The sequence below is a fragment of the Terracoccus luteus genome (genome assembly GCF_003635045.1).
GTDB lineage: Bacteria > Actinomycetota > Actinomycetes > Actinomycetales > Dermatophilaceae > Terracoccus > Terracoccus luteus.
Genome location: NZ_RBXT01000001.1, coordinates 452846 through 472578, shown reverse-complemented (window position 1 = coordinate 472578; position 19733 = coordinate 452846). Strand labels below are relative to the sequence as shown.

The window sequence follows — 19733 nt, the reverse complement described above, 5'->3', positions numbered from 1 at the left end:
GCCGTGCGGCATCCGCTGTCGGCCGTGGTCCCCGGCCTGCCCTCGCTGAGCTCGCTCACGTGGGGGCAGGTCGGCGACTGGCTGGCGGGCACCCCGCTCGTCATCCTGCTCGTCGTCGTGCTCGCCTTCGTCGTCCGCTGGCTGCTCAACCGGGTCATCGGCCGGCTCGTCGCCACGGCCACGAGCCGACGCACCGAACGGCTCGCCTCGCTCCCCGGAGCGGGGCGGGCCGTCGCCGGCCTCACCGGGGTCGGCACGCAGCGGCACGTGCAGCGCGCCGAGACGATGGGCTCGCTGCTGCGCAGCATCGTCACCTTCCTCGTCTTCGGCATCGCGGCGCTGACCGTGCTCGACAAGCTCGGCGTGCCGCTCGGGCCGGCCCTCACCTCGGCCGGGGTCGGTGGCGTCGCCCTCGCCTTCGGGGCGCAGAGCCTCGTCAAGGACTTCCTCTCCGGCGTCTTCATGATCGTCGAGGACCAGTACGGGGTCGGTGACGTCATCGACACCGGCGAGGCGGTCGGCACGGTCGAGAACGTCTCCCTGCGGGTGACGCGGCTGCGCGACGCGAACGGTGTCACGTGGTACGTCCGCAACGGCGAGATCGTGCGCATCGGCAACCGGTCGCAGGGCTGGAGCACCGCCATCGTCGACGTCGCGATCGCCATCGACGAGGACGCCGAGCGGGCGATGCGGGTCATCCGCGACGTCGTGTCCGTGCTCGACGACGGCCCCCCGCTCGCCGAGAAGCTGCTCGAGGAGCCGGAGGTCGTCGGCATCGAGTCGATCGCGGGCGGCGCCGTGACGATCCGGGTCACGGCCAAGACGGTCTCGCAGGAGCACTTCGCCGTGCAGCGCGAGATGCGCGAGCGCATCAAGAACGCCCTCGACGTCGCCGGCGTGCGCACCCCGCCCGTCGTCGGCCTGCCGCCCTTCACGCCGGGCACCGGTGGCCCCGGTGGGCCCGGCGCCACGGGCGGCCCGCGGTGAGCGTCAGGGCCTCTGCGAGGATGGGCGCGTGACCCACTACGACGACTTCGGCGGCCACGAGGCGTTCGTCAAGCTCGTCCACGAGTTCTACCGGGGCGTGCGGGGCGACGAGCAGCTGCGGGCGCTCTACCCCGAGGAGGACCTGAGGCCCGCGGAGGAGCGGCTCCGGATGTTCTTCGAGCAGTACTGGGGCGGACCGACGACGTACTCGGAGCAGCGCGGCCACCCCCGGCTGCGGATGCGGCACATGCCCTTCGCCGTCACGCCGGACATGCGCGACCGCTGGCTGCTGCACATGATGGCCGCCGTGGACACCCTCGAGCTGACGCCCGAGGACGACGACCGGCTGCGTGACTACCTCACCCGGGCCGCCTACTCCCTCGTCAACACGATGGGCGAGGGGGCCTGACGCGTCGGGCGGGCCCGACGCCGTCGGGAGGGCCCGCCTCGACGCGGCGGCGCACCTCCGCCAGACCGTCGGGGCCCGGCGGGACGTCCCACCAGCTCTCGACCCACCACGTCGCCCCGGCCTGCTCCCAGGCCCGGGGGTCGGGGGGCTCGAGCCGGGCGAACGCGCCCCACGAGTCGGCCTCGGCCACGACGTCGTAGCCCTCCCAGGGCAGTCCGAGCCCTCCGCGCAGGTCGCGCACCCGCGCGGTGACGTCGGCGAAGTCCTCGACCCGGCGGGGCTCGCCCTCCTCGCCGTGGACGGCGGGGATGAGGCCCTGCCACCGCGCCGCCCGCTCGAGCGACCGCTGCCGACGACCGGCCGGTGCCACCGCCCCGACGACCCACACCGGTGGGTGGGGCCGCTGTGGGGTCGGGGGCGGCCGCATGAAGTCGCTCGCCTCCATGCCGTAGTGCTCGCCGTCGTAGCGGAACGTGGGGTCGCCGCCGAGCAGGCCCGCGTAGACGTCGAGGCACTCGTCGAGCTTGCGCGCCCGGGTCGCCCGACCCTCGTCGGGCTCGAATGCCGTCCACCCCTCGTGCAGGGCACCGAGCCCCACCGACATGACGACCCGGCCGCCGCTGAGCCGGTCGACCGACCCGACCCTTGAGGCGAGGTCCCACGGACGGTGGCGCGACGCGGGGGTGAGCAGCGTGCCGAGCCGGATGCGCTCGGTGGCCACGGCGGCGGCCCCGAGCTGCACCCACGCCTCGACGCCGAAGAGGGCCTCCCACCCGAACACGGCGTCCCAGCCGTGGCGCTCCCCCAACCGGGCGAGCTCGACGAACTCGAGCTCGGTGGCGTACGGGACGACGAAGCCGGCCCTCACGGCCCCTCCCCGGGTCGTCGGGCCGGTGTCGGGCATCTGCGGGGGTCGACGCGGTCCATCGACTCTGTGTACCGGGTCACACCGACACTGGCCAGAGGTGCCGCCGGGACCCACGGCCGTGCCGCGGTGGGGCGCAGGACAGGCCCGGGGAGGGGTCCGACGCGACCCGGCCACCCGGCATCCTGCAAGTTCTTGCGGATTCCTTTTGTTTTTTGCCGTCCGTGCGGAACGATGGTGGCTCGTGACCCGCTCTGCCTCGACCCTCGACCGCCCCACCCTCGACGGACCCGTCGACCCCGACACCCTCCGCGTCTCCGACGTCGTGCACGCCGCCGACAGCCCGGACGCCGCGTGGTGGCGCCAGGCGGTGATCTACCAGATCTACCCGCGCTCGTGGAGCGACTCCGACGGCGACGGCATCGGCGACCTGCCCGGCATCACGAGCCGCCTCACCTACCTGCGTGACCTCGGCGTCGACGCCGTCTGGCTCTCGCCGTTCTACACCTCGCCCCAGGCCGACGCCGGCTACGACGTCGCCGACTACCGCGACGTCGACCCCCTCTTCGGCACCCTCGCCGACGCCGACGCCCTCCTCGAGACCGCGCACGGCCTCGGCATCCGCGTCATCGTCGACCTCGTGCCCAACCACAGCAGCGACGAGCACGTGTGGTTCCAGGCGGCGCTGGCCGCGGCGCCCGGCTCGGCCGAGCGTGACCTCTACATGTTCCGCGACGGCACGGGCGAGCACGGCGAGCTGCCCCCGAACAACTGGCAGTCGGTCTTCGGCGGCCCCGCGTGGACCCGGACGACGGACGCCGACGGCACCCCCGGCCAGTGGTACCTGCACCTCTTCGACCGCAAGCAGCCCGACTTCAACTGGGAGAACCCCCGGGTGCGCTCGGAGTTCGAGTCGGTGCTGCGCTTCTGGCTCGACCGGGGCGTCGACGGCTTCCGCGTCGACGTGGCCCACGGCCTCATCAAGGAGCAGGGCCTGCCCGACGCGCGCGAGCGCACGACGATGCTCGGCGACACCCAGAGCACCGAGGGCGACGGGACGACGGACGGCGACACTGCCGACGACGGCGTCGACCACCGTGTCCACACCCCGTACTGGGACCAGGACGGCGTGCACGAGGTCTATCGCGTCTGGCGTCAGGTGCTCGAGTCGTACGGCACCCCCGACCGCATCCTCTGCGCCGAGGCGTGGGTCGAGCCCCAGGAGCGCGCCGTCGCCTACGTGCGCCCCGACGAGATGCACCAGGCCTTCAACTTCGACTTCCTCACCGCGCCGTGGATCGCCCACGACCTGCGCTCGGTCATCGAGAGCTCGCTGCGCGCGGCCGACTCGGTCGGCGCCCCCTCGACGTGGGTGCTGAGCAACCACGACGTCGTGCGCCACGCCTCGCGCCTCGGCTTCGAGCCCGGCCACCGTCGCCAAAACGGCATCGCGGCCGGCGACCCGCAGCCCGACCGCGCCCTCGGCCTGCGCCGGGCCCGCGCCGCGACGACGCTCATGCTCGCGCTGCCCGGTGGCGCCTACGTCTACCAGGGCGAGGAGCTCGGGCTGCCCGACTCGACCGACATGCCCGACGAGTTCCGCCAGGACCCGACGTTCGCGCGCACCGCGGGCGCCGAGACCGGGCGTGACGGATGCCGGGTCCCGCTCCCCTGGGTGGCCGGCGCCCCGAGCAACGGGTTCGGTCCCTCCGACCGCACGTGGCTGCCGCAGCCCGACGTCTACCGCGAGTACGCGGTCGACACGCAGGTCGGCGTCGAGGGCTCGACCCTCGAGCTCTACCGCACGCTGCTCGCCGGCCGTCGTGACCTCGCGCTCGGCACCGGGTCGCTCGCGTTCGTCGAGGGCTACGGCTCCGACGTCGTCGCCCTCGTCAACGGCGGCCGGGAGCAGGTGCTCGTCGTCGCCAACCTCGGCGCCGAGCCGGTGCGCCTGCCCGAGGGGGCCGAGGTCCTCGTGTCGTCGGCGCCGCTCGTCGACGACCTCGTGCCGACCGACACGACGGTCTGGGCGCGCTGGGCCTGACCGGCCCCGACGACCGACGACCGACGACGAGGAGGCGCCCCCGGTCGGGGGGCGCCTCCTCGCGTCTGTGGAGAACCGCGGGGGCGGTCAGCCCGGCTCCCCTAGCGTCGGCGCATGTCGCGTCTCGCCATCGACCCGGACGGGGTCTCGGCCGCCCGGGCGAGGGTGGCCGACGACTCGGCCGCGCTGAGGGCGTGCGCCCAGGAGGTCGCGGCGGCTTTCGCCGCGGCCGCCGTGGGTCTCGGCGGGGGATGCCTCGGCGTGACCACGGCGGGCGGGCTGGGCGCGGCCCTCGGGCACTCGCGCCTCGTGCGGGCCCAGGCGGTCGACGCGGTGGCCGCTGCCGTCGAGGCGCTGTCGGGAGACCTCGACCTCGTCGCCGGCGGAGCCCGGGCGACGGAGCAGCAGGTCGCGACGGCCTACGTCGCCTCGGGGGTCGGCCGGTGACGCCGCGGCCGTCGGTCGTGCCGGGGCTGTCGGGTCTCGGTGCGCCGCCCGGTGGCGCGACGTTGCCCGGTGGCGCGGCGCTGCCCGGTGGCGCGGCGCTGCCGTTGCCGCCCGGCGACGTGTCGGCGCTGCTGGCCGCGGCGCGGCGGCTCCGGGCGGCAGCGGGGCGTGCGGGTGCGACCGGCTCCCTCCGCGGGTCGCTGCGCGCGAGCCTCCCCACGGTGTGGTCGGGCGCAGCCGCCACGGCTGCGCTCGCCGAGGCAGGCACGCTGGTCTCCCGGGCCCGTGCGGTGCTCGACGGGCTGGTCGACTCCGCCGCCGTGGTGGAGCAATACGCCCGATCGCTCGAGACCGGACAGGTGCGGGTGCGGGCGCTGCAGCGCCGGTGGGACGACGCCGTGCACGAGCGCGACCGTGGCCTCGCGGTGCTGACGCTACGAGCCGGGCTGGACCCGATGGCGGCGGCCTCGCACGCAGCCGACCGGGCGCGGGTGCTCGACCGGCACGAGGTCGCGACAGCCGCGCTGGGCCGCGAACACCTCCGTGTGCTCGACGAGCTGGCCGCGCGGGAGCGGTCGGCGGCCCGCTCCCTGGCGGCGCTCGACGCGTCGGTGCTGCCGCCGTCCGTGACACCGGGCCGTGCCGCCGTCGAGGCGTTCCTGACGGCCGGGATGCCGGTCGCCTCGGGCGCCGTGCACGCGCGGTCGGTACGAGCCGTGGCGGTCACCGACGCCGTGGCCGTCACCGACCTGAGGGAGCGGGTGCGGCGCGGCGAGGACGTGACAACGGACGCCGTGGCGCTGGCGGCGCTGCTGCGGGCGCGTGGCCGGGACCCCGTGTACGCCCAGGCGTTCGTCGGGGCGGTCGGGGTGGCGGGTCTGCAGCAGATGCTCGCCGAGCTCGTCGGTCTTGGTGCAGATGGGCGAGGTGGGGGTGGGCTCGACGCCTGGGAGGAGGTGGCGGGCGCGGTGGGTCCGCTGCTGCTCACGGCGGTCGTACCGGCATCCTCGGGCGGTGGCGTGAACGGGTTCGACGCGCGGACCGCCCGCGCCGTCGACGCCCGCGCGGCGCTGCTGCGCGACCGTCTCGTCGCCGAGATGGGGGCGGTTCACACCGTCGCCGGGGGCGGACGGCACTCCGGGTACTGGCTGTTCGCGCAGGCGCTCGGTCGGTCCAGGTCGGCCGGATGGGACCGGGCGCTGCCCGGTGGTCTCGTCGCCAGGCTGGCTGCCGCGACCGCCTCGGCGGAACGAGGCGAGAGCCGGGACGATGACCTCGAGCTGATCCGCGGCACCACCCTGTCACCCCGCGGCGGCGCGTGGTTCGCCTCGCTGCAGGACGACCCCGACCGTTCGGGCGACGCGCTGCACGTACTGCTGGCGGAGGTCGACGACCCGGCGTCGGCCGCGCAGGTGCTGACGACGCCGGTCGACGCGCAGGGGCTCACCGACGTGCTGACCGACGCCCGTGGCGGTGACCCCACCCTCGCCGACGTGCTCGTCCGCCGGTGGGTGACCGACCGCAACCGGACGGCCCCGAGCGCGGACCCGGTCACGACGGCACCGCTCGCGACCGACGCGGACCTGGTGCGGCTGACGGCCCTTCTCCCGGCGGGCAGCACGGCCGCGGCGGAGGTGCGTGCGAGGGTGATGGCCGAGCTGGGCCGCACCGCCGCGTTCGCCGCCGGGAGCCCCGACACGGCGGCGCGGCAGCGAGCCGAGGCGGGTGAGCTCGAGGCGACGGTGGCCGGGTGGCTGACCCAGATGCGGGCGAGCCTCGACCGATCGGTGGCCCAGCCGGTGGCCGACGCCGTGGGTGGCGGCGGTGGGTGGTCCACGTCGACGGAGGCCGGAGTGCAGCCGTCGCTGACGGTGGCGGAGGTCGCTTCGGTGGTGGGCGCGCTGGCGCTCGAGGACCCCTGGGGGCCGGGGGCGTCGGAGCCGGGAGCGGCCTTCGTCAGGCTCGTCGACGCCGAGGTCGCGCACCTCGAGGACGTGGCTCGAGGGGGGTCCGGGGCTGCGTCGGTGCCTGCGGTCGAGGAGGTGGCGCGCACGGTGAGCCGGCTCGGGTTCGTCGACCAGGCGGCGTCCGCCGCTCTCGTGGCCGCCGCCCGCCGACGTGACGAGCTCGACCGCACGAGCTGGCAGACGCTGGCGGAGGCGAAGAACGTGGCCGTCTCCCTGGGCAACCCGGTGGCGGCCGCGGTCGCGGTCAAGGACCTCGTCACCGGTGGCACGACCCGGAGCGCCCTCGACGACCTCGTCGTCGAGCTGGTGCGATCGGACGCCGAGCTGGAGCAGACGCGGCTCGCCGAGGCCCGGCGGTCGACGCTGCTCGACCGGGTGCGCGAAGTGGTGGGCGGCGGGCCCGTCGACGAAAGCGGTTCCGCCGCAGCGCTGCTCACTCTCGGCGCGTCGCGGGCACCGGTCACGGCGACGAGCGAGGCGCTGTCGCAGGCCCGGCAGCAGCTGCGCACCGGGGCGGCCACCACGGCGCTCTGGGACCCTCTCGACGAGCGCGGGTCGAGCACCGTCCGCGGCGCCGTCCGGCCCCCCACGGACACCGCTCGGGCCGGTGAGCCCGGCAGCGCGGGCGTCGTCGAGCGAGGCGCACGCGACCACCGCAAGCAGAAGGAGCTCGACACCGCCGACCGTCTCGACCGGGCGGGCCACGACGTCGAGTTCCTGCCGGCGAGCGGTGACGGGCGCAGCGCCGACGCCCTCGTCGACGGCGTCCCCGTGGAGTTCAAGTCACCCACGGGCGGTGGTCGCTCGACCATCACCGGCCTGCTGCGCGACGGTCGACGGCAGAGTGCCAATGTCGTCCTCGACCTGAGTGGCTGCCCCCTATCGCAGGAGGAGGTCCTCCGCCAGATCGAGTACGTCCACCGTCGGTACGGTGGGCTCGAGAGCGTCGTGCTGCTGCACCGAGACGGTCGCTTCGAGCGGTGGACACCGTGAGGCGAGAACGCCCGCCACGTCTACAACGTGCACAACGGAGTCCCGTCGACCGCGAGAGGAGCACCGGATGTCGGGCGAGATGATCAACGTCGACGCGCCGGTCGATGCCGTGCGCGACCTGCTCGTCGAGCTGCGGCCGCGCCGCTTGCAGGCGGTGCGCTGGGGCTGGGAGATGTCGTTCGGGGACCTCCGCTTCGCGCTGGTCGGCGACGCCGCCCCCGACGCCGGCACGGACGTCAGCGTGCAGGACCGCTCTCGGTCGGACCGCCACCTGGCGTGGGAGATCTACGACCACCTCTGCCGACGGACCGACGCGGCGCTCTGGCTGATGGACGACGGCGGTCTCATCGCCGCGGCCCGGTGGGGAGCGGGGCACACGGACGGGCCCGTGGCGGAGGACAGCCCGCTGACCCGCACCGGGTACCCACCGGGTCACTAGGGTGAAAGGCGTGACGACGCGCCCGTACCTCGCTCACACGCCGGTCGCGCTGGCCCACCGCGGCGGGTCGCTGTTCGCGCCCAACCTCGGGCTCGAGAACACGATGACCGCGTTCGGCAACGCGGTCGACCTCGGCTACACGCACCTCGAGACCGACGTGCACGTCACCTCCGACGGCCACGTCGTCGCCTTCCACGACCTTGCGCTGGACCGGGTCAGCGACGGCACCGGCCGCCTCCGTGACCTCACGTGGGACCAGGTGCGCCGAGCCCGCATCGGCCCCCGACAGCCCGGTGAGGGCGAGCTCGACGGTGACGCCGAACCGACCCAGGACGGCGTACCGCTCTTCGAGGAGGTGGCCACGACCTTCCCCGACGCGTTCCTCAACGTCGACCTCAAGGCGCCGGGCACCGCCGGACCGCTCTGGCGGCTCATCGAGCGTCTCGGCCTGCACGACCGCATCTGCGTCGGGTCCTTCCAGCAGAGCCACCTCACCCAGTTCCGCCGACTGGCTAGAGGATCGGTCGTCACCGCCGCCGGGGTGCCGGGCACCGCGCTGCTGCGCTTCTCCCCCGGCTGGCTCACCGGCCTGCTGCACACGCCGGCCGAGGTGCTCCAGGTGCCGACGACCGTGCCCCTGCGCGGGGGACGCACCCTGACGCTCGTGACGCCCCGCTTCGTCGCGGCCGCACACCGCCTCGACAAGCAGGTGCACGTGTGGACCATCGACGACCCCGACGAGATGACCCGGTTGCTCGACCTCGGCGTCGACGGGCTCGTCAGCGACCGCATCGACGTGCTCAAGCGGGTGCTGCTCGACCGCGGCGAGTGGACCGGACGAGCCTGAGGCGCAACCGAGCCCGCCGACTCGTCAACCCACAGGAACGGGTCAGCGCACGAGGACGTGACCGCGAGGGGTGCTGAGCCGGGTCCACCGGCCGTGGGTGGAGACCGAGGCCGCTCCGCCCGCCTCGACGAAACCGAGGACGTGCGCGCCGAAGGCGAGGCCGCGCCGCACCGGCGGGACCGTCTCGCTCATCACGCCCCACACCCGTCGGCGCAGCGTCTCGACCGCCTGGGCACCCGCGCCCGGCGGCGTGCCCTGCGCCACCTCGGCGATGCCCTGACGGGCGATGTCGTCGACCTCCTGGCCGCTCAGCTGACCGACGGGCTCCCAGCCGCCACGCGGCGGGGCGAGCCCGGCCCACGCGACGCTGACCGTGACCGGCGGCACGCTGAAGCCGCCCCCCGCCTCGTCGCGTGCGAGGCGGTCTGCGACCGAGGCGAACCCGACCGTGACGTCGAGCTCGCCGTCGCCCGAGGTGGCGTCGGCGCCCGCGTGCCCACCGGCATCCGCGAGCGGGACGGCGCGCAGGCCGAGGACGGTGCCCTCGCCGAGCAGACCCTGGCCCTCCAGGACGGCGACCGTGACCACGAGCAGGGAACCGACGGTCTGCAGGCGCAGTGCCCCGTCGGGCTGCACGCGACGGGCGCGTGCGACGAAGGTGGCGAGGTCGGCGAGACCGCGCGGCTGGGCGAACGTCAGCGTCGTCACGGGGTCGTCACCGGCGCCGACGGCGGAAGGGCGCACGGTCCCCGAGGTGGGGCTGCAGCGAGACCCGCTCGTGCTCGCGGAGGCGGCGCGGGGAGGAGGACGCGAAGTCGTAGAGCGCGAGCTCGGTCTCGGCGACGGCGTAGACGTCGCTGCCGACCTCGGCCGGGTCGGTGACGACGTAGGCGACGTCGAAGCCCGCCCCGCCCACCCGCGAGACCCACATGCGGATCTCGACGGGCTCGTGGCGGAACCCGAGCGGGCGCCGGTACTCGATCTCGTGGCGGCTGACGAGCACCCCCTCGTCGAGCAGCGAGCGGTCCTGGTCGAACCAGTCGCGGAAGGCGATGACGCGGGCGTCCTCGAGAAGGCGGAGGAACTGGACGTTGTTGATGTGCGCGTAGGCGTCCATGTCCGACCAGCGCAGCGAGACGTGGGCGGCGTAGGCGGTGTCGGTGCCCGGGCCGCCGTCGGAGGTGCTCATGCGCCCATCCTCCCAGCCCGTCCACACCCCCCGCCCACCGCCGCGCCCCGGCGCCCACCGTCCACAGCCCGACCGGATGCCGTCCGGCACCGTCGGCGCCTCCCCGTAGGTTGGACGCATGCCCACCTCCCCCGCCACGACCACCACCGACCTGGAGGCACGGGCCACCACGGCCCTGCGCCGGCTCGTCGGCCGGGACGACGTCGAGTTCCGCGACGGCCAGCTCGACGCGGTCCGCGAGCTCGTCGAGGGGCGCCGCCGCGTGCTCGTCGTCCAGCGCACCGGCTGGGGCAAGTCGGCCGTGTACTTCGTGTCGACGGCGCTGCGCCGGGCCGAGGGGGCCGGCCCGACCGTCATCGTCAGCCCGCTGCTCGCCCTCATGCGCGACCAGATCGCGGCGGCGGAGCGCGCCGGCATCCGGGCCGTGACGCTCAACTCGACGAACGCCGACGAGTGGGGCGTGGTCTCGGCCGCGCTCGCGGCGGGCGAGGTCGACGTCCTGCTCGTGAGCCCCGAGCGCCTCAACAACCCGCGCTTCCGTGAGCAGCAGCTGCCCACGCTCGCACAGACGTGCGGCCTGCTCGTCGTCGACGAGGCCCACTGCATCAGCGACTGGGGCCACGACTTCCGGCCCGACTACCGCCGCATCCGCGACCTGCTGACGACGCTGCCGGAGCGCACTCCCGTGCTGGCAACGACCGCGACGGCCAACGAGCGCGTCGTCACCGACGTCGTCGAGCAGCTGGGGGCCGGTGGGCACGACGTGCTCTCCCTGCGGGGGCCGCTGGCGCGGGCGTCGTTGCGGCTCGGGGTGCTCCCGCTGTCGGCGCCCGAGCAGCGGCTCGCGTGGCTGACGGCCCACCTGCGCGAGCTGCCCGGCTCGGGCATCGTCTACGCCCTCACCGTGGCCTCGGCGGAGGACGTCGCGGTGGCGCTGCGCGAGGCCGGCTACGAGGTGGCCGCCTACACCGGGCGGACGGAGCCCGGCGAGCGCATCCGGCTCGAGGAGGCGCTGCGCCGCAACGAGGTCAAGGCCCTCGTCGCCACGAGCGCGCTGGGGATGGGGTTCGACAAGCCTGACCTCGGCTTCGTGCTGCACCTCGGGGCGCCGTCGTCCCCGGTCGCGTACTACCAGCAGGTCGGTCGCGCCGGCCGCGCCACCGACCGGGCCGATGTGCTGCTGCTGCCGGGCCCGGAGGACAAGGACATCTGGCGCTACTTCGCCTCGGCGTCGATGCCCCGGCAGGAGCAGGCCGACGCCGTGATCCGCGCCCTCACGGAGGCGCAGCGCCCGCTGTCGACGATGGCGCTCGAGACGCTCGTCGACATCCGCCGCACCCGACTCGAGCTGCTGCTCAAGGTGCTCGACGTCGACGGCGCGGTGCAGCGGGTGCAGGGCGGCTGGGCCGCCACGGGCGCCGACTGGTCGTACGACGCCGAACGGTACGACCGGGTCGTGCAGGCCCGCGACCGCGAGCAGCAGCTGATGATCGACTACGAGCGCACCGACGGGTGCCGCATGGCCTTCCTGCAGCGGTGCCTCGACGACGACTCCGCCGAGCCGTGCGGGCGGTGCGACCGCTGCGCCGGGGCGTGGTTCGACACGACGATCCCCGACGCCGCCGTGAACGTCGCCCGCGAGCGCCTCGACCGACCGGGCGTCGTGCTCGAGCCGCGGGCGCAGTGGCCGACCGGCATGGAGCGGCTGGGGGTCCCGGTCAAGGGCCGCATCGGCGCCGGGGTGGCGATGGGCGAGGGTCGCGCGGTGGCGCGCCTGTCCGACCTCGGCTGGGGCCAACGGCTGCGAGAGCTGCTGCGGGGTGAGGACGCCGAGGTGCCGGACGCACTGCTCAAGGCCGTCGTCGCCGTACTCGCCGGATGGGGCTGGCAGCAGCGACCGGTGGCGGTCGTCGCCGTCCCCTCGCGCCGCCGTCCCCTGCTCGTCGGCTCGCTCGCCGAGGGCATCAGCCGTCTGGGGCGGTTGCCGCTGCTGGGGACGCTCGACCTCGTCGAGGGCGGTCCGGTCGGCGACGCCGGCGGCAACAGTGCCTTCCGGCTCGCGGGGGTGTGGGAGCGACTGGCGGTCGGTCCCGAGCTGGCGCAGAGGCTGGCTGAGGTCGACGGGCCGGTGCTGCTCGTCGACGACGTAAGTGACTCGCGGTGGACGCTGACGACCGCGGCCGGGGCACTGCGCCAGGCCGGGGCCGACGCGGTGCTGCCCTTCGTCCTCGCGCTCGAGGCCTGACGGCGGTCCCGGCGGGTCCAGGACGGTCCGGGAGCGCCGGCAGTCGGGCGGTCGCGGTGTCGAGTTCCGGTCACGCCGGTTGTCGCCACCTCCACCCTCTGCCCGGTCGAGCGCTCGCACGGGAGGCTGACGTCGCGTCGTCCGGCAGGTGCCGGCACATCGCGACGCGAACCAACTCGGAGGAGCCCCTGTGAAACTCACGAAAGCCCCAGCGCTCGTCGCGGCACTGTCGCTGTCAGTGTCGGTCGCGCTGACCTCGACGACGGCTGCTCAGGCGGCGAACGCCGGCAGCCCCTCGGCTCGCGCCACCGCGTCCGCCGTGACGGCCCCGGCGGCTGCGTCGCCGCTGCCCGCGGCGACCTCTGACGCAGCACAGCAGCTGCTGGCGCGCCTGACCGCGAAGCTGCCGGCTGACTGGAAGGACCGGCAGGCAGCCACGTTCGCGCGCCTCGGCATCGAGCGCTCACCCGTGCGCGACGTCGTCGACGCCCGCGTGGCCGAGGCCATCAACCCCGGCGACTACGTGTGCGGGCCCACCAAGCTCGACGCCTACGTCGACTCCATCCTCAGCGATGTCGACATGAACACCCTGCTGGTGCTGGCGCTCCTCGGTGTCCTCGACTTCCCCACGTACGAGGCCATCTACTACGGCTCGCCCAAGGACCCCGGCTTCGCGCTCACGCCCGCGTCGGCTTCCGTGCTGTCGAGCTCCTTCGGCTACGCGCAGCGCTTCTGGGACGTCAAGCTCGACGACGTGCAGCTCATGGCGATGCACGGTGCGATGCTGACGGACGTCGACCGGGTGGCCCGAATCGTCGCCCTGCTCTACGGCACCTCGCCTTCGGACTCGGTCGACACGGCCCGCGAGATCGTCAAGCTCGTGCGCACGGGGGCCGGCCTCGACCGTGGGCGCAACCCCATCTTCACCCTCAACGCCTTCGCCTTCAGCGCGCAGGGTGAGACCGACCCCGTCGTCTCACGACTGCCCGACAAGCTCGTCTTCGGCGACGGCATCCTCGACGCCCTGCGGGCCCTGGGGCTCAAGCAGGTCGGCCCCAAGGCCGTCATGGGTCACGAGATGGCTCACCACGTGCAGTACGAGGACAACCTGTTCCAGAGCGAGCTCACCGGCCCCGAGGCCACGCGTCGCACCGAGCTCATGGCCGACTCGTTCGGGGCGTACTTCGCCACGCACAAGAAGGGCCTCGGGCTGAACGCGAACCAGCTGCTGCTCGTGCAGGACACGTTCTACGACGTCGGTGACTGCCAGTTCGCCAGCAACGGCCACCACGGCACCCCCAACCAGCGCCGCGCCGCGGCGTCGTGGGGCGTCGCCACGGCCGCGACGGGCGACCAGGTGAAGGTGCTGCCGTCGCTGCGGCTCGCCGCCAGGTTCGACCGCATCCTGCCGAAGCTGGTCGCCCCCGACGTCCCGACCACGCCGAACGCCTGGCGCCAGGTCGCGAAAGACGCCGCCTGACGGACCTGCCGTTGACGTCCGCCGGCCGGAGCACGACGTGGCGCTCCGGCCGGCGGACGTCCGTCGTGGTGTCGCGGCCGGTGTCCGTGCCCGATGCCGGTGCCCGGTGACCGGTCAGAGCCAGCCGCGTCGCAGGGCCTGGACACCGAGCTGGAAGCGGCTGCGGGCGCCCAGCTGCTGCTGCAGCTCGGCCACCCGACGCCCGATGGTCCGGGGCGAGACTCCCAGCCGGGCGGCGATGGACTCGTCGGTCAGCCCGGCGGCGAGGCAGGCCAGCAGCTCACGCGACTCGTCGCCCGGCCCCGGAGGTCCGGCGTCGGAGGGCGCCGGAACGAGCGGGACCGCCATGGCCCAGAAGCTCTCGAAGAGACCGCGCAACCTTGTGTGCAGGTCACCACGGTGGACCAGCAGACCGGCCAGTCGCTCGCCCCCACGTCCGCCGGTGGAGAGCAGGGCGAGCGACTCGCCGACGATGAGGTTGAGGGGCACGTCCGGGAAGACCCGGGCCCGCTCCCCACGGTCGATGCAGTCGAGGACGATCGCCATGGCCTCCGGACGTTGCAGGATGCGCGAGCCGTAGACGACCCGGACCCCGACACCACCGGCCAGGGCCGACAGGATGCCGGGCTGAACCTCGGGCGGAACGGGTTCCGACGGGGACCGTGACGATGAGCGGGTCGACGACTGTGACGATGACGATGACGATGACGATGACGGGTGAGCGCCGTCCGGTCGGCCGGGAGGGCCGTCGATGGGGCCCACGGACAGGGCCACCACCTCGGTCGTCGTCGTCCGGATGGTGAGGGCCGCCATCTCCTGCACCATGGCGGTCTCGGTGAGCACCTCGACCACGGGTGAGAACTCGAGGTGGCGGGCCGCCCAGGTCGCCCCGAGCCGCGCGGACGCGGTCCGCGCCGCCTCGGCCTGGCGGTCCCGCTCGGCGGCGAGGGCCTGCAGCGCCGCACTCGGTGGCAGGGGCAGGTGGTCGACGCCCCGACGGGCGAGCAGCCCCAGCTCGCGCAGGTCGCGCGTGGCGTCGGACACCTCGCCCTCGCCGAGCTCGAGGACTCCGGCCAGCTCGACGCTGTCGCACGGTCCGTTCTCGACGAGGTGGAGGTAGACCTGCTCCGCCACGTCCGAGGCTCCGAGCGCGGTGAGCAGGGCCATTGCTGCTGTCTACCACAGCACCTTTCGCAGGCGCCCGAGCGCCCTTCGGCCGCCCTCTGACGAGCGGACGCGCGGACCCGGGACGCTCGGCCGCCGTCGCGGGCTGCCGTCAGCCGGTTGACAGTCGATCGAACGCGTGTTCGACTCGATGCATGAGATGGGCCGGGCAGAGCGTGACGGTCGAGGACCCGGCGGCGCTGCCCGGCCTCGGCCGGGCCCGCGACATCGTGCGCACCGTCCGCACCCCGGAGTTCGAGGGCGTGACGTTCCACGAGGTGCGGGCCCGGTCGGCACTCAACCACCTGCCTCGGGCGCCCTGGGCGGCCGACGTCCACTGGACGCTCAACCCCTACCGCGGCTGCACGCACGCCTGTGTCTACTGCTTCGCCCGCCAGACCCACAGTTACCTCGAGCTCGACACCGGCGCCGACTTCGACAACCAGATCGTGGTCAAGACCAACGTCGTCGAGGTCCTCCGCGCGGAGCTGCGACGGCCGTCGTGGAACCGCGAGACCGTGGCCATGGGGACGAACACGGACCCGTACCAGCGGGCCGAGGGCCGCTACCGGCTCATGCCGGGCATCATCCGCGCCCTCACCGAGCACGGAACCCCCTTCACCCTGCTCACGAAGGGCACGATGCTCGGCCGGGACGTCCCGCTGCTCGGCGAGGCCTCCCGGTCTGTGTCGGTGCAGGTCTCGGTGTCGGTGGCCCTGCTCGACCCGCAGCTGCAGCACAGCCTCGAGCCGGGCACACCCGACCCGCGGGCCCGGCTCGACCTCATCTCGCGGGTCCGCGACGCAGGGCTGTCGTGCGGCGTGCTCGTCGCTCCCGTGCTGCCGTACCTCACCGACTCCCCGGAGGCCCTGGAGGCGCTGGTCGACCGACTGGCGTCGGCCGGTGCGACGAGCATCAGCGGTGTCCCGCTGCGTCTCGTGCCCGGCGCGAGGGAGTGGTTCCTGCGCTGGCTGTCCGCGGAGCGGCCCGACCTCGTCGAGCCCTACCGCCGCCTCTATCGGGGCGGGAGCCAGCCGCCGGCCGGGTACGTCGAGGAGGTCCGCCGGCGGCTCTCGGAGGCGGTGCGACGCGCCGGCCTCCACCACCCCGGCGTCGGGCACGGTCGGGTCGAGGGCGGACCCGGTTCGGGCGGCACCGCCGACGACGGAGCCGTCGAGTCCGCACCGTGGCCGATGCGGACGGCCCTCGACGGACCCCGGCCCGCCCCGGCCGGCCCGACCGACTCGAGGTCCGTCATTCAGCCGTCGAACCCGTCGAGCCCGCCCAGCCCGTCGAGCCCTGCACCTCCCTCCCGGTCGCCCCGGGCGACGTCCCACCGGGACGGCACGCCGGCCGGAGCGAGAGAGCCGGCGCCGACGCTGTTCTGACCGATTCGCTCCGGGCGTGGCCGACCCCCCTACTGAGCCTGCTCGTGACGTCATCGCCGTCGGTCGGGCAGACGTGCTCGACCGACCGACGCGCTCCGTCCCTACCACGCGCTCCCTCCCTCCCGCGCGCTCCGTCCCTCCCCGTGCTCCCTGCTATTGACGACCGTGGTGCGTCGTCTCTGCCCTCGGCAGCCCTCAGCAGGCCGGCCCCGCCCCTGGACGCTCAACGGGCTCCTCCTCGCGTCCGCGTCCCGCGGCTCGCACCCCCGAGCTCCGTGGAGCGGCAGCTCGACCGTCGCGCCGCTCGACGAGCGGCAGGTCGTCGGCAGCGCACGAGGACACCGGGCTCCCGTCGTCGACCACGTCGGAGCGCGGCCCACCGTCGCCCTCGAGCCAGTCGTGCGGGCGGGTGACGTACAGACGTCCGGCCGCCGTCCGCCAGACGACGCGGCCGTCAGCGTGCCGCACCGCGCTCCACAGGCCGGTGGTGCGCACGCGGTGGTGGGCCCGGTGCTTGCAGGTGAGGTTCCCGACGTGTGTCTCGCCGACCGGCCAGGGCACGTCGTGGTCGAGGTCGCACCGGTCGGCGGGCACCTCGCACCCCGGCCCTCGACAGGCGCCGTCGACGGCACGCACGAAGCGCACCATCTCCGCGGTCGGCCGGTGACGACGCGTCGAGAGCGCCACCGCACGGCCGGTGTCGACGTCGGCGAGGAGTACCTGCCACACGGACCCGTCGGCGGTGGCGATCTCGCGGGCGTGCTCGCCCCGACCCACCCGTGCCCGGGAAGCTCGCACGGCTCGTCGTCGAGGCCCACGAGCGTGCTGAACGGCACGACGACGGACACCGTCCCTGCGGGCCGAGCCGGCCGACCCGCGAACCACGGGTCGTCGCCGGGCCAGCCGAACATGGCGGCGCCGGTGATGAAGTCCGCCCGCAGCTGGTCGAGCGTCCGCGGGTCGCCCGCAGCCCGCGCCGCCCGGGCCGCGGCGTCCGCCCGCTCGACGGCGGCCACGACCGCCTCGGCGTCGTTGACGACGGTCAGGGTCCCGGTCCCGTCGTCGTCGATGCGCGCCCAGGCCCCGATGCGACGGCGGGCCGCCCGCCGCGACGCCACCCGGTCGGGGTCGACCACGAGCAGGGCACGACGTAGCCGCTGGGCGAACAGCCGGTCGCTCAGGCCCGCCCCGTCGCGGGTGGGGGCCAGCACCGCCCGCGCGACGCGGTCGGCGGCCTCGTCATCGAGGTGCCGGGTCAGCTGGGTCAGACGGACCGCCCGCCGCAGCGTCGTGCGACCCAGGGCCAGGGCTCGTCGCACCGCCCCCAGACGACCCTCGGGCGCCTCGGCCAGCTGCAGCCGGGTATCGACGTCGCTCGTGTTGAGTCCGGTCGCCGCCGTCACCTCGAGCGTCACCAGCTCGACGGCCTCGAGGGGCGTCCGCCCCGCCCACGACTGCGCGCTGCTCGCCGCCTCCAGGGCCTGGGCGCAGCCGTGCATCCGCCGCAGCGCCCCGAGCTGGGCGTGTGCCACCACGGCGCACAACCGTTCCGCGGCCTCGAACTCAGCGAGGGACGCCGCCATGGCGGCCTCGGCTGTGTCGGTGACGACGTCAGGGGCCGGCTCCCCGTGGGTGACACCCGCCTGCCCGACCGCCTGCTCGCCCGCAGGGGCCCAGGCGAGGTCGTCGGCGACGTCGTCGGCGAGACGACGCGACTGCGCTTCGGCGCAGCAACGACGCAGCAGCTCGTCGACCGCACCGGCCAGCTCGGACTCGAAAGCCTCCGCGTCCCCGACCACCGGCGGTCGTGCGGCACGGTCCCGGGGCGGACTCTCGGACGGGCCCACCGCCGCACGGGATGCGGCCCTACCCTCGCCCGGCGGACCGTGACCCGCCGTGCCCGGCCGGTCCGCCCCACCACCCCGGTCGCCACCCGACGACGGTGCACACACGTCGAGGTCACGGTCCGCCGTACCCGCGCACGTCTTCCTGCCCGTCCCGGTCGTCGCTGCCGTCAGCGTCGCCATGCTCCACACTCGTTCCTGCCCCACGAGAATGAGAACACGTGTTCGAGTTGCCTCACAAGAGGCACCCCAGCCCTGTGCACACCGTTGGCTAGGGTCGGGGCGTGACCGCCAGCACCGACCACGACCACGACCCGGACCACGACCCGGACCACGACGCACACCAGCACCAGGACCGTGACCAGCACCAGCGCCACGGCACCGACCACACCGCCGACTCCCCCGTCCCGCGGTCGCTCGCCGAGCTCATCGACGTCCTCACCCTCGTCGAGCTGGGCACCGCGCACATCTCCGTCACGGGCATCGCCGGTCAGGACGCCGCGTCCTCCATCGGCGCCACCTCCGCCCGTGTCTTCGAGGGCCAGAGCCAGCGCATGCCCCACGGGCGCGTCTTCGGTGGCCAGGTGCTCGCCCAGTGCGTCATGGCGGCCGGCCTCACGGTCGACGAGGAGCGCCTCGGCGGCCCCCGCCCCATCCACTCGCTGCACGGCTACTTCATGCGCCCGGGCGACGACACCCTGCCCATCCGCTTCGCCGTCGAGGAGATGCGCGACGGCGGCTCCTTCTCGACCCGTCGCGTCCACGCGGTGCAGAAGGAGGCGCCCATCATGTCGATGACGTGCTCGTTCCAGACCCGCGCCGACGGTCTCGAGCACCAGGTCGCCATGCCCGAGGTCGCCGCCCCCGAGACGCTCCCCTCGCTCGCCGAGCTCTTCGCCGACTCCGAAGACCCTCGGGCCCGGCAACTCGCCGAGTCGCGCCCCGTCGACGTCCGCAACGTCGAGGGCACGATGTGGCTGCCGCCGCAGGGTGAGCCTGCCGCCGAGCAGAACGTCTGGATGCGCACCGTCGGCCCCCTGCCCGACGAGCCACTGCTGCACGCCGCCGTCCTCGCCTACGCGAGCGACTACTCGCTGCTCGAGCCGGTGCTGCGCCGGCACGGCCTGTCGTGGACCGACGCGCGGCTGCGCGTCGCGAGCCTCGACCACTCGATGTGGTTCCACCGCCCCGTCCGCGCCGACGAGTGGGTGCTCTACGCGCAGCAGTCACCCTCGGCGACGAGCGGCCGCGGTCTCGGCATGGGTCAGATGTTCTCGCGCGACGGCGTCCTCGTGGCGACCACCGCGCAGGAGGGCATGGTCCGCGTCAAGCAGTGAGGGCACGGATGCCGGTGAGCGCGCTCACCGGCATCCGTACCCTCGGCTCGCGGTCGGGCGTGAGATCGCCTCCGCGACACCGGAACTC

Annotated in this window: 16 protein-coding genes; 11 read left to right on the top strand and 5 right to left on the bottom strand. The window is 74.4% G+C overall.

What is annotated here, in order from left to right; all coding sequences use genetic code 11:
• Positions 1 to 3: 3 nt before the first annotated feature.
• Positions 4 to 987 carry a mechanosensitive ion channel family protein gene (locus tag DFJ68_RS02275; protein WP_245963404.1) on the top strand — a complete coding sequence of 328 codons (984 nt, stop codon included), beginning with the start codon at positions 4 to 6 and terminating at the stop codon, positions 985 to 987.
• Between the two features lie 28 nt (positions 988 to 1015).
• The gene (locus DFJ68_RS02270) at positions 1016 to 1396 is read left to right on the top strand and encodes a globin (protein ID WP_121034998.1); all 381 of its coding nucleotides are present in this window, start codon (positions 1016 to 1018) and stop codon (positions 1394 to 1396) included.
• On the opposite strand, the gene DFJ68_RS02265 is transcribed toward DFJ68_RS02270, so the two are convergent.
• Positions 1371 to 2264: an LLM class flavin-dependent oxidoreductase gene (locus DFJ68_RS02265; RefSeq protein ID WP_121034997.1), complete on the bottom strand. Its 894-nt coding sequence runs from the start codon at positions 2262 to 2264 to the stop codon at positions 1371 to 1373. The two genes, DFJ68_RS02270 and DFJ68_RS02265, sit on opposite strands and share 26 nt — an antisense overlap.
• A 241-nt stretch (positions 2265 to 2505) precedes the next feature.
• Here DFJ68_RS02265 and DFJ68_RS02260 point away from each other — a divergent pair, with 241 nt between their 5' ends.
• The 5 genes from DFJ68_RS02260 (at position 2506) to DFJ68_RS02240 (ending at position 8998) form a co-directional block, all read left to right on the top strand.
• A complete protein-coding gene (locus DFJ68_RS02260) occupies positions 2506 to 4305 on the top strand; it encodes a glycoside hydrolase family 13 protein (RefSeq protein ID WP_420823645.1) in 1800 nt (599 codons plus the stop codon).
• 114 nt (positions 4306 to 4419) lie between these two features.
• The gene (locus DFJ68_RS02255) at positions 4420 to 4752 is read left to right on the top strand and encodes a hypothetical protein (RefSeq protein ID WP_121030671.1); all 333 of its coding nucleotides are present in this window, start codon (positions 4420 to 4422) and stop codon (positions 4750 to 4752) included.
• Positions 4749 to 7712, top strand: a complete 2964-nt coding sequence (locus DFJ68_RS02250; protein ID WP_121030669.1) for a CdiA C-terminal domain-containing protein — start codon at positions 4749 to 4751, stop codon at positions 7710 to 7712. Before DFJ68_RS02255 ends, DFJ68_RS02250 begins: the two co-directional genes overlap by 4 nt.
• A 67-nt stretch (positions 7713 to 7779) precedes the next feature.
• Positions 7780 to 8151, top strand: coding sequence for a hypothetical protein (locus DFJ68_RS02245; RefSeq protein WP_121030667.1), 372 nt, complete (start codon positions 7780 to 7782; stop codon positions 8149 to 8151).
• 10 nt (positions 8152 to 8161) lie between these two features.
• Positions 8162 to 8998, top strand: coding sequence for a glycerophosphodiester phosphodiesterase family protein (locus DFJ68_RS02240; RefSeq protein ID WP_121034995.1), 837 nt, complete (start codon positions 8162 to 8164; stop codon positions 8996 to 8998).
• Between the two features lie 42 nt (positions 8999 to 9040).
• On the opposite strand, the gene DFJ68_RS02235 is transcribed toward DFJ68_RS02240, so the two are convergent.
• Positions 9041 to 9742: a DUF8185 domain-containing protein gene (locus DFJ68_RS02235; protein ID WP_245963403.1), complete on the bottom strand. Its 702-nt coding sequence runs from the start codon at positions 9740 to 9742 to the stop codon at positions 9041 to 9043.
• Entirely contained in the window at positions 9714 to 10187 is a 474-nt protein-coding gene (locus tag DFJ68_RS02230; protein WP_121030665.1) for an acyl-CoA thioesterase, read from the bottom strand. Before DFJ68_RS02230 ends, DFJ68_RS02235 begins: the two co-directional genes overlap by 29 nt.
• Before the next feature lie 118 nt (positions 10188 to 10305).
• On the opposite strand from DFJ68_RS02230, the gene DFJ68_RS02225 reads away from it, so the two are divergent.
• Positions 10306 to 12432 (top strand): RecQ family ATP-dependent DNA helicase, encoded by a 2127-nt coding sequence (locus DFJ68_RS02225; protein ID WP_121030663.1) that lies wholly within the window; start codon positions 10306 to 10308, stop codon positions 12430 to 12432.
• A 190-nt stretch (positions 12433 to 12622) separates the two neighbouring features.
• Positions 12623 to 13912 carry a hypothetical protein gene (locus DFJ68_RS02220; RefSeq protein ID WP_147431495.1) on the top strand — a complete coding sequence of 430 codons (1290 nt, stop codon included), beginning with the start codon at positions 12623 to 12625 and terminating at the stop codon, positions 13910 to 13912.
• Between the two features lie 114 nt (positions 13913 to 14026).
• On the opposite strand, the gene DFJ68_RS02215 is transcribed toward DFJ68_RS02220, so the two are convergent.
• On the bottom strand, positions 14027 to 15079 hold the full coding sequence (locus tag DFJ68_RS02215; RefSeq protein ID WP_121030659.1) for a helix-turn-helix transcriptional regulator: 1053 nt from the start codon (positions 15077 to 15079) through the stop codon (positions 14027 to 14029).
• A gap of 152 nt (positions 15080 to 15231) precedes the next feature.
• Between DFJ68_RS02215 and DFJ68_RS02210 the strand changes: the two genes are divergently transcribed.
• The gene (locus DFJ68_RS02210; protein WP_121030657.1) at positions 15232 to 16464 is read left to right on the top strand and encodes an Rv2578c family radical SAM protein; all 1233 of its coding nucleotides are present in this window, start codon (positions 15232 to 15234) and stop codon (positions 16462 to 16464) included.
• Positions 16465 to 16659: 195 nt separating this feature from the next.
• Here the strand turns inward: DFJ68_RS02210 and DFJ68_RS02205 are convergent, their stop codons facing one another.
• Positions 16660 to 17262 (bottom strand): HNH endonuclease signature motif containing protein, encoded by a 603-nt coding sequence (locus DFJ68_RS02205; protein ID WP_147431494.1) that lies wholly within the window; start codon positions 17260 to 17262, stop codon positions 16660 to 16662.
• 1474 nt (positions 17263 to 18736) lie between these two features.
• Here DFJ68_RS02205 and DFJ68_RS02195 point away from each other — a divergent pair.
• Positions 18737 to 19645, top strand: coding sequence for an acyl-CoA thioesterase (locus DFJ68_RS02195; RefSeq protein ID WP_420823667.1), 909 nt, complete (start codon positions 18737 to 18739; stop codon positions 19643 to 19645).
• Positions 19646 to 19733: the final 88 nt, after the last annotated feature.

What these genes read in the sequence shown, in the direction of transcription:
- DFJ68_RS02255 (WP_121030671.1), top strand. Translation starts at nt 4,420, where the DNA reads ATGTCGCGTCTCGCCATCGACCCGGACGGGGTCTCGGCCGCCCGGGCG.
- DFJ68_RS02245 (WP_121030667.1), top strand. Translation starts at nt 7,780, where the DNA reads ATGTCGGGCGAGATGATCAACGTCGACGCGCCGGTCGATGCCGTGCGC.
- DFJ68_RS02230 (WP_121030665.1), bottom strand. Translation starts at nt 10,187, where the DNA reads ATGAGCACCTCCGACGGCGGCCCGGGCACCGACACCGCCTACGCCGCC.
- DFJ68_RS02225 (WP_121030663.1), top strand. Translation starts at nt 10,306, where the DNA reads ATGCCCACCTCCCCCGCCACGACCACCACCGACCTGGAGGCACGGGCC.
- DFJ68_RS02215 (WP_121030659.1), bottom strand. Translation starts at nt 15,079, where the DNA reads ATGGCCCTGCTCACCGCGCTCGGAGCCTCGGACGTGGCGGAGCAGGTC.
- DFJ68_RS02210 (WP_121030657.1), top strand. Translation starts at nt 15,232, where the DNA reads ATGAGATGGGCCGGGCAGAGCGTGACGGTCGAGGACCCGGCGGCGCTG.